The organism is Micromonospora sp. MGP-C2 (genome assembly GCF_057766525.1).
On record NZ_JBYMEN010000002.1, the window covers coordinates 55,575 to 72,402 of the forward strand.

Consider the following 16,828-nt stretch of genomic DNA (forward strand, 5'->3'; position numbering starts at 1 on the left):
CGGATCGGGGGTCGATCCAGGGGAGTAGGGGTCCCGTCCGAACGGCCTTCCCCCGGGGTGCACTCGATCGCTTAGGGGTGTCCGGCCTCCTCTGACGCTCATTACCGTCCGAACCGAACGCGCCATCGGGTCGTGTGGACGAGTGGGGGCCGCGGATCGTCATGAAGAGCGAATCAGCATTCACCGATGGAAATGCGGAATTTGACGGCGTCGCCATTGTGGGTATCGCGTGCCGATTGCCCGGCGCGGACGATCCTGGCGCTTTCTGGCGCCTGCTGGCGGACGGCCGCGACGCGGTCACCAAAGCACCGGCGCACCGCTGGGAGAGCGCGGGAGATCGCCCACGCGGCGGCTTCCTGGACCGCGTCGACGGCTTCGACCCGGGCTTCTTCGGCATCGCCCCGCGCGAGGCGGCCACCATGGACCCCCAGCAGCGCCTCATGCTGGAGCTCGGCTGGGAGGCCCTGGAGGACGCGGGCATCGTCCCGGACGCCCTCGCCGGCACGCGGGCCGGCGTCTTCGTCGGCGCGATCGGGGACGACTACGCCACCCTGTTGCGCGGCCTCGGCACCGACGGCATCACCCCGTGGACCCTGACCGGCACCAACCGGGGCATCATCGCCAACCGACTGTCCTACGTGCTCGGGCTGCGCGGCCCCAGCCTCACCGTGGACGCGGCCCAGGCCTCCTCGCTGGTCGCCGTCCACCTGGCCGCGGAGAGCCTGCGCGACGGCCGTTGCAAGGTCGCCCTGGCCGGCGGCGTCAGCCTCAACCTGGTCCCGGAGAGCACCCTCACCGCCGCCGCGTTCGGTGGCCTGTCGCCCGACGGGCGCTGCTACACCTTCGACGCCCGGGCCAACGGTTACGTCCGCGGCGAGGGCGGTGTGGTGCTCACCCTCAAGCTGCTCACCGACGCGCTCACCGACGGCGACCAGATCTACGGCGTGGTCCGTGGCAGCGCGGTCAACAACGACGGTGGCGGCGACAGCCTCACCACACCCACCAGCGACGGCCAGACCGACGTGCTGCGCGAGGCGTACCGGCAGGCCGGGGTGGACCCGTCCGTGGTCCAGTACGTGGAGCTGCACGGCACCGGCACCCGGGTCGGTGACCCGGTGGAGGCCGACGCGCTCGGTGCGGTCCTCGGGATGGCGTCCGGGCGGCGGCAGCCGTTGCTGGTCGGGTCGGCGAAGACGAACGTCGGGCACCTGGAGGGTGCGGCGGGTGTGGTCGGGCTGCTCAAGACCGTCCTGGCGCTGCATCACCGGGAGCTGCCACCGAGCCTGAACTTCGCCACGCCGAACCCGCAGATCCAATTCGACGAGCTGCGGTTGCGGGTGCGTACGACCCACGGGGCGTGGCCGGAGACGGACCGGCCCCTGGTCGCGGGGGTGAGTTCGTTCGGCATGGGCGGCACGAACTGCCATGTCGTGCTGTCCTCGGCGCCGGCCTGGCCGTCCGTGGCCGGACCGGTGGCTGGCCCTGCTTCCGGTGGGCCGGTGGCGTGGCTTCTGTCGGGGCGTACCCCGGCCGCCGTGCGGGCGCAGGCCGCTCAGGTGCGTGACACGCTCGCGCAGGACGCGCGGCTGGTGGACGTGGCGTACTCGCTGGCCCGGCACCGGAGCGGCTTCGACCACCGGGCGGCCGTGGTCGGCGCGGACCTGGCCACCCTGAAGGAGCGACTGACCGCACTGGCCGACGGTGAGTCGCCGGTGCAGCGGGCCGGCGACGGCCCGGTGGCGTTCCTGTTCGCCGGTCAGGGCTCACAGCGGGCCGGGATGGGCCTCGACCTCGCGGACACCTACCCGGTGTTCGCGGAGGCCCTCGACGACACCTGCGCCGCACTCGACGTGCACCTGGACCGCCCGCTGCGCGAGGTCATCGCGGAGGGGACGGAGCTGGACCGGACCGTCTACACCCAGGCCGCCCTGTTCGCCTTCGAGGTGGCATTGTTCCGGCTGGTCGAGTCGTTCGGGGTCACCCCGGACTACCTGGTCGGGCACTCGATCGGGGAGATCGCCGCCGCGCATGTCGCCGGGGTGCTGTCCCTGCCCGACGCGGCGAAGCTGGTCACCGCCCGCGGCCGGCTGATGCAGGAGCTGCCGGCCGGCGGCGTGATGGTCGCGGTGCAGGCGTGCGAGGCCGACGTGGTGCCACACCTCACCGAGGGCGTCGACATCGCGGCGGTCAACGGCCCCCGGTCCGTGGTGCTGTCCGGTTCCGCGGACCCGGTCGCGGCGGTCGCGTCAGAGTTCGAGAAGACCAAGCAGTTGCGGGTCAGTCACGCGTTCCATTCGGCGCTGATGGAGCCGATGCTGGCGGAATTCGCCGCGGTTGCGGAGACGCTGACCTATTCGTCACCGATCATTCCCGTCATCTCCAACGTGACGGGTCGGATCGCCGAGACGCAGGACGCGGCCTACTGGGTGCGGCACGTCCGGGAGGCGGTCCGGTTCGCCGACGGCCTCGCCACCCTCGAAGGCGAAGGCGTCACCACGTTCGCCGAGATCGGCCCGGACGGTGTCCTCAGCGCGATGGGCGCCCACTGCGTCCCGGCCGGTGCGTTCGTCCCGGCCCAGCGCCCGGACCGCCCGCAGGCGGAGACCTTCGTCGCCGCCCTGGCCCAGCTGCACGGCCGCGGCGTCCCCGTCGACTGGACGCCGTCGCTGACCGGCGGGATCCGCGTCCCGCTGCCCACGTACGCCTTCCAGCGGGAGTCCTACTGGCTGTCCGCCGACGCCGCCGTGGCACCGGCAGCGCCCAGCGCCGCGCGCACCGAGGACGAGCTCCTCGATCTGGTACGCACGCAGGCCGCCGCCGTCCTCGGCCACCCGGACCCGTTCACCCTCGACCCCACCCACTCCTTCAAGCAGCTCGGGTTCGACTCGCTGACCGCCGTCGAACTGCGCGACCGGCTCGGCACCGCCCTCGACCTGGCGCTGCCGGCAACGCTGCTCTACGACAGCCCCGACCCGGTGACGCTCGCCCGGTGGCTGCACACCGCGTCGGACGGTCCCCGGCCCTCGGTCGTCGAGCAGCCCGGGCAACCGGGGCGGGCCGACGCCGACGAGCCGATCGCGGTCGTCGCCATGGCCTGCCGTTACCCCGGTGGCATCACCGAGCCGGACGAGCTCTGGCACCTGGTGTCCGGCGGTGGTGACGCCATCACCGGCTTCCCCACCGACCGGGGCTGGGACCTGACCGCCCTCTACCACCCGAACCCCGGTCACCCGGGCACCAGCTACACCCGCTCCGGCGGATTCCTGCACGACGCCGCCGAGTTCGACCCGGGCTTCTTCGGCATCTCGCCGCGCGAGGCGCTGGCCATGGACCCGCAGCAGCGACTGCTGTTGCAGGCCTCCTGGGAGGCGGTTGAGCGGGCCGGCATCGTGCCGGGCGCGCTGCGCGGCAGCCGCACCGGCGTCTTCGTGGGCGCCACCTCCCACGAGTACGGGGCACGCCTCGCCGAACCCGCCGACGGCCTCGACGGCTATGTGCTGACCGGCAGCACGATGAGTGTCGCGTCCGGCCGCATCTCGTACGTGCTCGGCCTCGAAGGGCCGGCGCTGACCGTCGACACCGCCTGCTCGTCGTCGCTGGTCGCCCTGCACCTGGCCGCCCAGTCGCTGCGCCGGGGTGAGTGCGAACTGGCCCTGGCCGGCGGTGCCACGGTGATGGCGGGCCCCGGTATGTTCGTCGAGTTCAGCCGCCAGCGGGGTCTCGCCGGCGACGGCCGGTGCAAGGCCTTCGGCGCGGGCGCCGACGGCACCGGCTGGGGCGAGGGCGTCGGGGTGCTGGTCCTGGAACGGCTCAGCGACGCGCAGGCGAACGGCCACCACATCCTCGCCGTGATCCGCGGCAGCGCGATCAACCAGGACGGCGCGTCCAACGGCCTCTCCGCCCCGAGCGGCCCCGCCCAGCAGCGGGTCATCCGGGCCGCCCTCGCCGACGCCGGGCTCACCCCCGCCGACGTCGACGTGGTCGAGGCGCACGGCACCGGCACCACCCTCGGCGACCCGATCGAGGCGCAGGCGCTGATCGCGACCTACGGCGCCGACCGGCACGGGAACGCCCCGCTGTGGCTGGGCTCGCTCAAGTCCAACATCGGCCACACCCAGGCCGCCGCCGGTGTCGGTGGCGTGATCAAGATGATCCTCGCGCTGCGGGCCGAGGTGCTGCCCCGCACCCTGCACGCCGACGAGCCGTCACCGCACGTCGACTGGTCCGCCGGCACCGTCCAACTGCTCACCGAACCCCGCGACTGGCGGCGCTCCGAGCAGCCCCGCCGGGCCGGCGTCTCCTCCTTCGGCATCAGCGGCACGAACGCCCACCTGGTGCTCGAAGAGGCACCGGTCGCCACCCTGGTGCTCGAAGAGGCACCCCAAGCCGCCGCCCCGGCCCGCCCCGACGTGCGGCGAACCGTGCCGGTGCTGATGTCCGCGCGTACCCCGCAGGCCCTGCGACGGCAGGCCGCCCGCCTGCGCGACCGGATCGGGGAGAACGACACCCACCTCGCCGACATCGCGTACACCCTGAACGTCACCCGGACCCGGTTCGCGCACCGCGCGGTCGTCCTCGCCGAGGGCCCGGACGACCTGCGCGACGGTCTGGCCGCCCTGGCCGACGACCGGTCGGCGGGGAACGTCGTCACCGCACACCCGGCCGAGCCGGGCCGGATCGCGTTCGTGTTTCCGGGACAGGGCTCCCAGTGGCTGGGCATGGCGGTCGAACTGGCCGAGGCCGAGCCGGTGTTCCGTGACCACCTGGCGGCCTGCGGGGAGGCGCTGCGCCCGTACACCGGTTGGGATCTGCTCGCCGCGCTGCGCGGCGACGACGACGCGCCGTCGCTGGACCGGGTCGACGTGGTCCAGCCCGCGCTGTGGGCGGTGATGGTCTCCCTGGCCCGGCTCTGGCAGGCCGCAGGCGTCCGACCGGCCGCGGTGATCGGGCACAGCCAGGGCGAGGTCGCCGCCGCGCACATCGCCGGAGCCCTCACCCTGGACGACGCCGCCCGGATCGCGGCCCGCCGCAGCCAGGCCATCGTCGCGCTGGCCGGGCGGGGCGGAATGGTCGCGGTGCAGGCGTCCGCCACCACAGTGGAGCCGATCCTGGCCCGCTGGGGTGGCCGGATCAGCATGGCCGCCGTCAACGGACCGACCGCCGTGGTGGTCGCCGGGGAGCCCGCCGACCTGGACGACCTCGAACCGGCGCTGGCCGCCGCCGGCATCGAGGCGAAGCGCATCAAGGTCGACTACGCCTCGCACTCCGCCCACGTCGAGGTGATCCGCGAGGACCTGCTGGACGCGCTCGCCGGGGTCGAGCCGAGGGTCGCCGAGATCCCGTTCTACTCCACTGTCTACGGCTCCCGGGTGGACACCACCGAGCTGGGCGCCGACTACTGGTACACCAACCTGCGCCGCCCGGTCCGCTTCGCCGAGACGGTCGACGTGCTGCTGTCCGACGGGTACCGGGCCTTCGTCGAGACCAGCCCGCACCCGGTGCTCGTCGCAGCCGTGCAGGACTCCGCCGAGCAGGCCGGAGTGGACGCCGCCGTGCTGCGGACGTTGCGACGCCACGACGGCGGTCCGGCCCGCTTCCGGGTCGCGCTGGCCGAGGCGTACGCGCGGGGGCTCGCTGTCGACTGGACGGACCTGACCCCGGACGGCTCGCTGGTGGCCCTGCCCACCTACTCCTTCGAGCGGGAGCACTTCTGGCATCACCCGGCCGTGCCGGGCAGCGCCGACGACCCGGCCAACGACCCCTTCTGGGCCACGGTGGAGCGTGGGGACGCCGCCGCGCTCGCCGCCGACCTGGCCCTGGCGCCGGGCACCCTGGACGAGATCGTGCCGGTGCTGGCCGCCTGGCGTCGCGAGCAGCGAATCCGCGCCGGTGCCGCCGGTTGGCGCTACGTCGTCGAGTGGAAGCCGCAGCCGGACACCCCGGTGGCCGCCGACGGGCACTGGATCGTTGCCGTCGCCGGCTACGACCCCACCACCACTGCCGTCCTGCACGCCCTCGGCGACGCCGGGCTCACCCTCAACGTGGTCGTCGTGGCGGCCGACGCCGACCGGGCCACCCTCGCCGAGCGGCTCGCGGCGCGTGCCGACGGTGTCCTCTCCCTGCTCGCCTTCGCGGAAGGACCCCTCGGCGAGGGCCTTCGCCGCACCCTGACCCTCACCCAGGCGCTCGGTGACGCCGGCGCCGACGCCCCGCTCTGGCTGGTCACCCGAGGTGGCGTCGACACCGGGCCCGCGGACCGGGTCGACGACCCCGAGCAGGCCCTGATCTGGGGTCTCGGCCGGATCGTCGCCCTGGAACACGCCGACCGCTGGGGCGGCCTGGTCGACCTGCCCACCGATGTCGACGAGCGGGCCGCCGAGCGGTTGCTCGCCGCGGTCACCGCGGAGGACGACGAGGACCAGGTGGCCATCCGGGTCGACGGCCGCTACCTGCGCCGGCTCGGCCACGCCCCCCGCCCGACCCGGGTGGCCGGCGGCCTGCGCCCGGACGGGCCGGTGCTCATCACCGGCGGCACGGGTGCCCTCGGCGCCACCGTCGCCCGCTGGCTCGCCGAACGCGGCGCGCCGCAGCTGATCCTGCTCAGCCGCCGCGGCCCGGACGCGCCCGGTGCCGCCGACCTGGTCACCGAACTGGCCGAACTCGGCGCCACCGCCTCGGTGGTGGCCTGCGACGCCGGCGACCGCGACGCCCTCGCGGCAGTGCTCGCCGAGCACCCGGTGCGCGCTGTCGTACACGCCGCCGGGCTGCTCGACGACGGCACCGTCGACACCCTCACCACCGACCAGGTCGACCGGGTGCTGGCCGCGAAGGTCGCCGCCGCCCGTCACCTCGACGAGCTCACCCGGGACCGGGACCTCAGCGCGTTCGTCCTGTTCTCGTCGATCGCGGCGAGCATCGGCATCCCGGGGCAGGGCAACTACGCGCCGGGCAACGCGTACCTCGACGCCCTGGCGGAACAGCGCCGCGCCGACGGCCTGGCCGCCACCTCGATCGCCTGGGGCCCGTGGGCCGGTGGCGGCATGGCCGCCGACGCCGCGGTCGGCGACCTCATGCAGCGCCACGGCATCACCCCGATGGACCCACAGATCGCGCTCGCCGCCCTGCAACAGGCCCTGGACGACGACGCCACCACCCTCACCGTCGCCGACCTCGACTGGGACCGGCTCGCCCTCGCGCTCACCGCCGGGCGTCGCCGCCCGCTGATCGAGGACCTGCCGGAGGTGCAGCGCGCCATCGGTGCCGGCGCGGTCGCCGCATCCGGCCCCATCGCCGCCGGCGGTCCCGCCGAGAGCCTGGCCACCGCGCTCGCCGCGCTGCCCGAGGCGGCCCGCGAGCGGGCCCTGATCGGCCTGGTGCGCGAGCAGGCGGCGCTCGTACTCAGCCACGCCGGCCCGGACGCGGTCGACCCGAACCGCCCGTTCCGCGAGCTGGGGTTCGACTCGCTCGCCGGTGTCGAGCTGCGCAACCGGCTTCGCACCGTCACGGGCCTGCGCCTGTCGACCACCCTGGTCTTCGACCACCCCACCCCGGCCGTGCTCGCAGCGCACCTGCACGACGAGCTGACCGGCACGCTGCCGGCCCGGCCGACCGACGACCCCGCCACGGTACGAGGACCCGACGAACCCATCGCGATCGTGGCGATGGCGTGCCGCTACCCCGGGAACGTCAACTCGCCCGCCGACCTGTGGCGCCTGCTGGACGACGGCGGTGACGCGATCGGCGGCTTCCCCGTGGACCGTGGGTGGGACCTGACCCACCTCTACCACCCCGACCCGGATCACCCGGGCACCTCGACCACCCGGCACGGCGGGTTCCTCTACGACGTCGCCGACTTCGACCCGACCCCGTTCGGCATCTCGCCGCGGGAGGCACTGGCTATGGACCCGCAGCAGCGGCTCCTGCTGGAGACCTCGTGGGAGGCGTTCGAACGGGCCGGCATCGACCCCGCGACACTGCGCGGCCGGCACGCCGGGGTCTACGTCGGCCTCACCTACCAGGACTACGCGTCGCGGGTCCGGCAGGCGCCCGCCGACCTGGAGGGCTACCTGCTCACCGGCAGCACCGCGAGCGTCGCTTCCGGCCGCATCGCGTACGTCTTCGGCCTCGACGGACCGGCCGTCACCGTGGACACCGCCTGCTCGTCGTCGCTGGTCGCGCTGCACCTGGCCGTGCGGGCCCTGCGGGCCGGCGAGTGCGACCTGGCACTGGCCGGTGGCGTCGCCATCATGTCCACCCCGCACATGTTCGTGGAGTTCAGCCGCCAGCGTGGTCTCGCCCCGGACGGCCGCTGCAAGCCCTTCTCCGCCGACGCCGACGGCTTCGGCTCCGCCGAGGGCGTCGGCATGCTGCTGGTCGAACGTCTCTCCGACGCGCAACGGCACGGCCACCCGGTCCTCGCCGTGGTCCGTGGCACTGCGGTCAACTCCGACGGCGCGTCGAACGGTCTCACCGCCCCGAACGGCCCCGCCCAGCAGCGGGTGATCCGGGCCGCGCTCGCCGACGCGGCCCTGGCGCCCGCCGACATCGACGTGGTGGAGGCGCACGGCACCGGCACCCCGCTGGGCGACCCGATCGAGGCGCAGGCGTTGGGGGCGACCTACGGCCCGGACCGCCCGTCGCAGCGGCCGTTGTGGCTCGGCTCGGTCAAGTCGAACCTGGGGCACACCCAGGCCGCCGCCGGTGTCGCCGGGATCATCAAGATGGTCGAGGCCATGCGGCACGAGGTGCTGCCCCGCACCCTGCACGCCGGGACCCCGAGCCCGCACGTCGACTGGGCGGACAGCCCGCTGCGACTGCTCGACGCGCCCCAGCCGTGGCCGGCGGATCTGCCGCGCCGGGCCGCCGTGTCGTCGTTCGGCATCAGCGGCACGAACGCCCACGTGATCCTGGAGGCGCCGGCCGCGCCCGCAGCGCCACCCGACGCCTCTCCGACCGCCGACGGTGAGCCGTGCGGGGTCGTGCCGCTGGTGCTCAGCGGGCAGTCGGCCGAGGCGCTGCGCGCGCAGGCGGGCCGCCTCGCGGACCGGCTGACCGAGCCGGGCGCGCCCTCGCTGCGCGACACCGGCTGGACCCTGGCCACCGCCCGGGCCGCGTTCGCGCACCGCGCGGTGCTGCTCACCAGCGAAAGCGACGCGGTGGGTGCGCTGCGCGAGCTGGCGGCGGGCCGTGACCACACGAGCATCCACACCGATGGCGTACGTGCGGGAGGTCTGGCCTTCGTCTTCTCCGGCCAGGGGTCACAGCGACCCGGTATGGGCCTGGAGTTGGCGGCGTCGTTCCCGGTGTTCGCCGAGGCGTTCGACGCGGCCTGCGCGGAGCTGGACCTCCACCTCGATCGTCCGTTGCGCGAGGTGATCGCCGAGGGCGACGACCTGGACCAGACCGTCTACACGCAAACCGCCCTGTTCGCCGTCGAGGTGGCGCTGTTCCGCCTGGTCGAGTCGTTCGGCGTGACGCCCGACTACCTGGTCGGGCATTCGATCGGGGAGATCGCTGCCGCTCATGTGGCCGGGGTGCTGTCCCTGTCGGATGCGGCGAAGCTGGTCGCGGCCCGAGGCCGCCTGATGCAGGCCCTGCCCGCCGGTGGCGTCATGGTGGCGGTTCGGGCCACCGAGGCTGAGGTGCTGCCGCTGCTGACCGACGGGGTGTCCGTCGCGGCGATCAACGGCCCTCGTTCGGTGGTGCTGTCCGGGGCCGCCGACGAGGTCGCGGCCGTCGCGGCGAACTTCAAGAAGTCGAAGCGGCTGCGGGTCAGTCACGCGTTCCACTCGGTGCTGATGGAGCCGATGCTCGCCGAGTTCGCACAGGTAGCGGAGACGTTGATCTACTCGTCGCCGCGGATCCCGGTGGTGTCGAACGTGACCGGGCAGGTCGCGGAGGCGCAGGACGCCGGCTACTGGGTGCGGCACGTGCGGGAGGCGGTCCGGTTCGCTGACGGCATTTCCACACTGGAGGGCCTGGGTGTCAGCACGTTCGTCGAGATCGGCCCCGACGGGGTCCTCTCGGGAATGGGCGCCGAGTGCGTCAGCGACGCGGTGTTCGTACCCGTGCAACGCGCCGACCGGGACCAGACCGCCGCCCTCCAGACGGCCCTCGCCCGCGTCTTCGTGCGCGGCGTCGCCGTCGAATGGACGCCATGCCTGACCGGTGGTCGCGTCGTCGACCTGCCCACCTACGCCTTCCAGCGGCAGCGCTACTGGTTCGAGGACGACAGCGCCGGCGACACCCCCGACACCCCGTTCTGGCGGGCCGTCGACAGTGGAGACCTGGCGGACCTGCTCGGCGTGGCCGCCGACCGGCCCCTCGACGAGGTCCTGCCCGCGCTGCGCGCCTGGCGTCGGCAGGGCACCGACCCCGGCCTGCGTTACCGCCTCGACTGGCCGGTCCGCGACGTTCCGGCCACCGCCGCCCGCCCGGGCCGCTGGCTGGTCGTCGTCCCCAGCCTCGACCTGCCGGTGGCCGCGAACATCCTGACTGCGGGCGGTCCCGACGTGGTCGCGGTGCCGGCCGGCGACCTGCCCGCCATCCACCCGGACGAGGTCGCCGGGGTGCTGTCCCTGCTCGCACTGGACGAGCGCACCGACCCGGACCACCCGCACCTGCCCCGAGGGCTGACCGGCACGGCGGCGCTGCTCCGCGACCTCCCGCCGGGCACGCCGCTCTGGGCCGTGACCAGCGGCGCCGTGCGGGTCGGCGACGAAGCTCGGATCAGCCCGCACCAGGCCACCGTGTGGGGGTACGGCCGGGTCGCCGCCCTCGAACTCCCCGGCACCTGGGCCGGCCTCGCCGACCTGCCCGAGAACCCCGGCGCCGAGGCACTCGCCCAACTCTGGGCGGTCGTGCGCGGCACCGGCACCGAGGACCAGGTCGCGATCCGGCACACCGGTGTGCACGTCCGCCGCGTCGTACCGGCCGCCCCGCCCGCGACGCCACGGCCCTGGTCACCGCGCGGCAGCATCCTGATCACCGGCGGCACCGGCGCGCTCGGCGCGCACGTGGCCCGCTGGCTCGCCAGCGCCGGTGCCCCACATCTGGTGCTCACCAGCCGGGCCGGCGCGGACGCACCGGGCGCCGACCGACTCCACGCCGAACTGACCGCGCTCGGCGCCCGGGTCACCATCGCCGCCTGCGACGTGGCCGACGCCGACGCCCTCGCCGACCTGCTCGCCACCGTCGGGGACCTGAGCGGCGTCTTCCACACCGCCGGCGCCCTGCGGTTCGCCGGGGTGCTCGACGACGACCCGGCCGGGCTCGCCTCGGTCGCGGCGGCCAAGGTGGCCGGCGCCGCCAACCTGGACCGGCTGCTCGGCGACACCCCGCTCGACGCGTTCGTGCTGTTCAGTTCGATCGCCGCGCTCTGGGGCAGCGGCGAGCAGAGCGGCTACGCCGCCGCCAACGCCTACCTGGACGCCCTCGCCGACGACCGGCGGTCCCGTGGTCTGACCGCCACCTCGATCGCCTGGGGCCCGTGGGGCGACGGTGGCATGGTCGACGCCGGCACCGAAACGCTGCTGTTCCGCCGTGGCCTGCCGGTTCTCGACCCGGAAACCGCTGTCGCCGCGCTGCGGCAGGCCCTGGACGCTGACGAGACCTACGTGGCGGTCGCCGACGTCGACTGGTCCCGTTTCGCACCCATCTTCTGCGCCGCCCGGCCCCGGCCGCTGATCGCCGACCTGCCGCAGGTGCGGGCGCTGACCGCCCAGACCGTGGAGGACACCGCGACGCCGCTGGCCGACACGCTGGTCGCGCTGGCGCCGGCCGAACAGGAACATCACCTGCTCACCCTGGTCCGGGTTGTCACCGCCGCCGTGCTCGGCCACGACGGGCCGGACGCGGTCGGCCCCGAACAGGCGTTCCGGGAGATGGGCGTCGACTCGCTCACCGGCGTGGACCTGCGCGACCGGCTGCGACGCGAGGTCGGCTTCGCACCGCCCGCCACCCTCGTCTTCGACCACCCCAACCCGCTCGCGGTGGCCCGCTACCTGCGCGACCGGCTGCTCGACCAGCCCGCCGCCGCACCGGCACCGGTTCCGGCGTTGGCCGTGGCACCCGACGACGACCCGATCGTCGTGGTCGGCATGTCCTGCCGGTTCCCCGGCGGGGTGCAGGGGCCCGACGACCTGTGGCGGCTGGTCGCCGACGAGGCCGACGTCGTCTCCGGCTTCCCCGCCGACCGTGGCTGGGCCCTGGACGCGCTCTACCACCCGGACCCCGACCACCAGGGCACCGCGTACACCCGCTCCGGCGGCTTCCTGCACGACGCGGCGGACTTCGACGCCGACCTGTTCGGGGTGAACGGCCGCGAGGCCCTGGCCATGGACCCGCAACAGCGGCTCCTGCTGGAGACCGCCTGGCAGGCACTGGAGAACGCCGGCCTGCCACCACGCGGCCAGCGCGGACGCCGGACCGGCGTCTTCGTCGGCGGCGCCCACCTCGGGTACGGGGAGGGCGCAGCACCACCGCCCGGAGTCGAGGGCTACCGCCTCACCGGCAACGCCACCAGCGTGATGTCCGGCCGCGTCGCCTACACGTTCGGCTTCGAGGGACCGGCCGTCACCATCGACTCGGCGTGCTCGTCGTCGCTGGTCGCCCTGCACTGGGCGGCCCGCGCGCTGCGGCAGGGGGAGTGCACGCTTGCCCTGGCCGGCGGGGTCGCGGTCATGTCGAGCCCGGCGGTCTTCGTCGAGTTCAGCCGGCAGGGCGGGCTCGCCCCGGACGGCCGGTGCAAGGCGTTCGCCGCCGGGGCCGACGGCACCGGCTGGGCCGAGGGCGCCGGCTTCGTGGTCCTGGAGCGGATGTCGGACGCGCTGGCCAACGGGCACCACGTACTCGCGGTGCTGCGCGGTAGCGCGGTCAACCAGGACGGCGCCTCCAACGGTCTGACCGCCCCGAACGGTCCCGCGCAGCAGCGGGTGATCGCCGAGGCGCTGGCCGACGCCGGTTTGTCCACAGCGGACGTCGACGTGGTCGAGGCGCACGGCACCGGCACCACGCTCGGCGACCCGATCGAGGCGCAGGCGCTGCTGGCCACGTACGGGCAGGGTCGGGCGGCCGACCAACCGCTGCTGCTGGGCTCGCTCAAGTCGAACATCGGGCACGCCCAGGCGGCCGCCGGCATCGGCGGGATCATCAAGATGATCCAGGCGATGCGGTACGGCCTCGCGCCGCGGACCCTGCACGTGGACGAGCCGACCCCCCACGTGGACTGGTCGGCCGGCGCGGTGCGGCTGCTGACCTCGGCGCAGCCGTGGCCGGAGACCGGACGCGCCCGTCGTGCCGCCGTCTCGGCGTTCGGGGTCAGCGGCACCAACGCCCACGTCATCCTCGAACAGCCGGAACCCGCCGCGCAGCCGGTGACCGCTCCGGACGCGGACGCACCGCCGAAGCACCTGCCCTACGTCCTGTCCGGACGGTCGGACCGGGCGCTGCGGGAGCAGGCGGAGCGACTCCTCGCGGCCGGCGTGGACCGGCACGTCGAGGCCGGCGCCGGCGTGACCCTCGCCCGTTCCCTGGCCACCACCCGCTCCGCCCTCGACCACCGGGCGGTCGTCCTGGCCGCCGACGCCGCCACCCTGCGCGACGGCCTGCACGCCGTCGCGACCGGCGAACCCGACAGGTCGGTGATCGGTGGCGCCGCGACCGCCACCGGCAAGCTCGCCTTCCTCTTCACCGGCCAGGGCAGCCAACGCGCGGGCGTGGGCCGGGACCTGTACGCCACCGAGCCCGTCTTCGCCGTCGCGCTCGACGAGATCCGGGCCGCCTTCGAGCCGCACCTCGACCGCCCACTGCTCGACGTCATGTTCGCCGACCTGGGCACCCCCGAAGCGGCACTGCTGGACCGGACCGAGTTCACCCAGCCGGCGCTCTTCGCCCTCGAAGTGGCCCTGTACCGCCTCCTCGAAGCACGCGGAGTGACCCCCGACTACCTGCTCGGCCACTCCATCGGCGAACTCGCCGCAGCCCACGTCGCCGGTGTGCTGTCCCTGCCCGACGCCGCGCAGCTGGTCGCCGCGCGGGGCCGGTTGATGCAGGCGCTCCCGTCCGGCGGCGCGATGCTGGCCATGCAGGGCACCGAGGCGGAGATCCGACCGCTGCTCACCGGCGACGTGTCGATCGCCGCGGTCAACGGACCCGACTCGGTGGTCGTCTCCGGCGACGCGGACACCATCGACCTGATCGCCGAGCGCTGGCGCGCCGACGGGCGACGGGCCAAGCGGCTCACCGTCAGCCACGCATTCCACTCCGCCCAGATGGACCCGATGCTCGACGAGTTCGGGCGGATCGCGGCCGGGCTCACGTACGCGCCGCCGAGCATCCCGCTGATCTCCGACCTGACCGGCGAGCCGATCGGCCAGCCGGACGCCGCCTACTGGGTGCGGCACGTACGCGAGGCGGTGCGCTTCGCCGACGGAGTCACCGCCCTGGACGCCCGGGGTGTCACCGCGTACTGCGAGGTCGGCCCGGGTGGGGTGCTGACCGCGCTGGCCCGGGACTGCCTGCCCGCCGCGAAGCAGGTGGACGCCGTCCTGGTCGCCGCACTGCGCGGCGATCGGAGTGAACCCACCGCCGTCGCCGAGGCGGTGGCCGGCCTGCACGTCGGCGGCGTGCCGATCGACTGGTCGACAGCGCTGCCCGGCACCGGGACCGTGCCGCTGCCCACCTACCCGTTCCAGCGCCGCCGGTTCTGGATCGCCCCGGCCCCGGTCGGCGGCACCGCCGCGGATCCGTCGGACGACCCGTTCTGGTCCGCGGTGGAGCAGAACGACCTGGAGACGCTGGGTACGATGCTCGGCGACGCCCGGGTCGGCGAGGTGGCGCCGGCGCTGCCGGTCCTGGCCGACTGGCACCGTGGCCGACTGGCCCGTGGCTCCGCCGACCGCAGGCGCTACCGGGCCCAGTGGGAACCGGTCGCCATGCACGGGACCGCTCGTCTGACCGGGACCTGGCTGGTCGCTCTTCCCGGCCCGGTCGACGCGTACGCCCGTACCGTCATCGAGGCCCTGACCGAGGCCGGCGCCCACGCCCGGCCGGTGGTGCTGGACGGCCGCGACCGCGCGGCGATCGTCGCCGAACTGGCCACGGCCGACGAGGTCTCCGGCATCCTGTCGCTGCTCGCCCTGGACGACCGGGAGCTGCCCGGCCACCCCGGGGTGCCCAACGGGCTGGCCGCGACCCTGGCCCTGATCCAGGCGGCCGGCGACGCCCACCTCGACGCGCCGCTGTGGGCCGTCACCCGGGGTGCCGTCTCCGCCACCGCCGAGGTCACCGACCCCGCGCAGAACGCCGTCTGGGGCCTCGGCCGGGTCGCCGCCCTGGAACACACCGCCCGCTGGGGTGGCCTGATCGACCTACCCGAACGCGTCGACGGCCCCGCGCTCTGCCGGGTGCTCGCCGACGGCGGCGAAGACCAGGTGGCCCTGCGCGACGCCGGCACGTTCGTCCGCCGCCTGGTCCGCGCACCGCTGCCAACCACCACAGCCACCCCGTGGACACCGCGCGACACCGTCCTGATCACCGGCGGCACCGGCGCGCTCGCCGGGCACGTGGCCCGCCGGCTCGCCCAGGACGGCGCCGGTCACCTGGTCCTGGCCAGCCGGCGCGGTGGCGACGCCCCCGGCGCGGCCGACCTGACCGCGGCGCTGACCGCGCTCGGCGCCCGCGTCACAGTGGTGGCCTGCGACCTGACCGACTCCGACGACGTCGCCGAGCTGCTCCGCCGGGCCGACGCCGACGCGTTGCCGCTGCGCGCCGTGGTGCACACCGCCGGCATCGGCGACTCGGCCCCGCTCGCCGAGACCCCCCCGGAGCTGCTCGCCGGCATCGTGGCGGCGAAGATCGGCGGCGCCCGGCACCTGGACGACCTTCTCGGTGACCGTGACCTGGACGCGTTCGTCTGCTTCTCCTCCATCTCCGGGGTCTGGGGCAGTGGCGGACAGGCCGCCTACGCCGCGGGCAACGCCTTCCTCGACGCGTTCGCCGAACGACGCCGCGCGAGAGGCCTGGCCGGCAGCGCGATCGCCTGGGGGCCGTGGGGCGAGGGCGGCATGGTCGCCGACACCGGCACCGAGGAGCACCTGCGGCGCCACGGGCTCACCCCGCTGGTGCCGTCGGCAGCTGTCGACGCCTTCGCCCGCAGCCTCGATTACGGCGACATCACCGTCGCGGTCGCCGACGTGGACTGGGCCCGCTTCGCCCCCGCCTTCACCGCCGCCCGTCCCAGCCCACTGCTCGACGGAGTCCCGGAGGTCCGCGCGGCGGTCGCCGAACCGGTCGCGCAGGTCCAGGCCGCCGGGCCGATCGACGGGCTCACCGACCTGCCCGAGGCCGAACGCGGGCACCTGCTGCTCGACCTGGTCCGGACCGAGACGGCCGCGGTCCTCGGCCCGGGCGGCGGTTTCGAGGCGAACCATGCCTTCCGCGAACTCGGCTTCGACTCCCTGACCGCTGTGGAGATGCGCAACCGGCTCACCACTGTCACCGGGCTCAGCCTCCCGGCCACCCTGGTGTTCGACCACCCGACCCCGGCGGTGCTCGCCGCGCACCTGGACACGCTTCTGATGCGCGAGCACCGTCCGACCGCGCCGACAGTGGTGGGCCGGCTCGACGACCTTGAGGCGGCCCTCGCCGCCACGCCGGTCGACGACGCCGACCGGCCGGCCCTGGTGGCCCGCCTACAGGCGCTCGCACACCGCTGGGCCACCGCCGAGGAACCGGCGGAGGCGGGCGGCGACGAAATTGGCGACGCGACCGCCGACGAACTGCTCCAGATCATCCAGAACGAATTCGGCAGATCTTGATCCGCGCAGCG

Annotated in this window: 1 protein-coding gene; it reads left to right on the forward strand. The window is 74.7% G+C overall.

The genetic code is table 11. The annotated features are described in order from the left end of the window. Nucleotides 1-161: 161 nt before the first annotated feature. Nucleotides 162-16,817: a type I polyketide synthase gene (locus tag AC3CF1_RS00075; protein ID WP_488449195.1), complete on the forward strand. Its 16,656-nt coding sequence runs from the start codon at nt 162-164 to the stop codon at nt 16,815-16,817. Nucleotides 16,818-16,828 lie beyond the last annotated feature (11 nt).

Bases quoted from the DNA above. Each gene is read 5' to 3' on its own strand.
- AC3CF1_RS00075 (WP_488449195.1), top strand. From the start codon at position 162: ATGAAGAGCGAATCAGCATTCACCGATGGAAATGCGGAATTTGACGGC.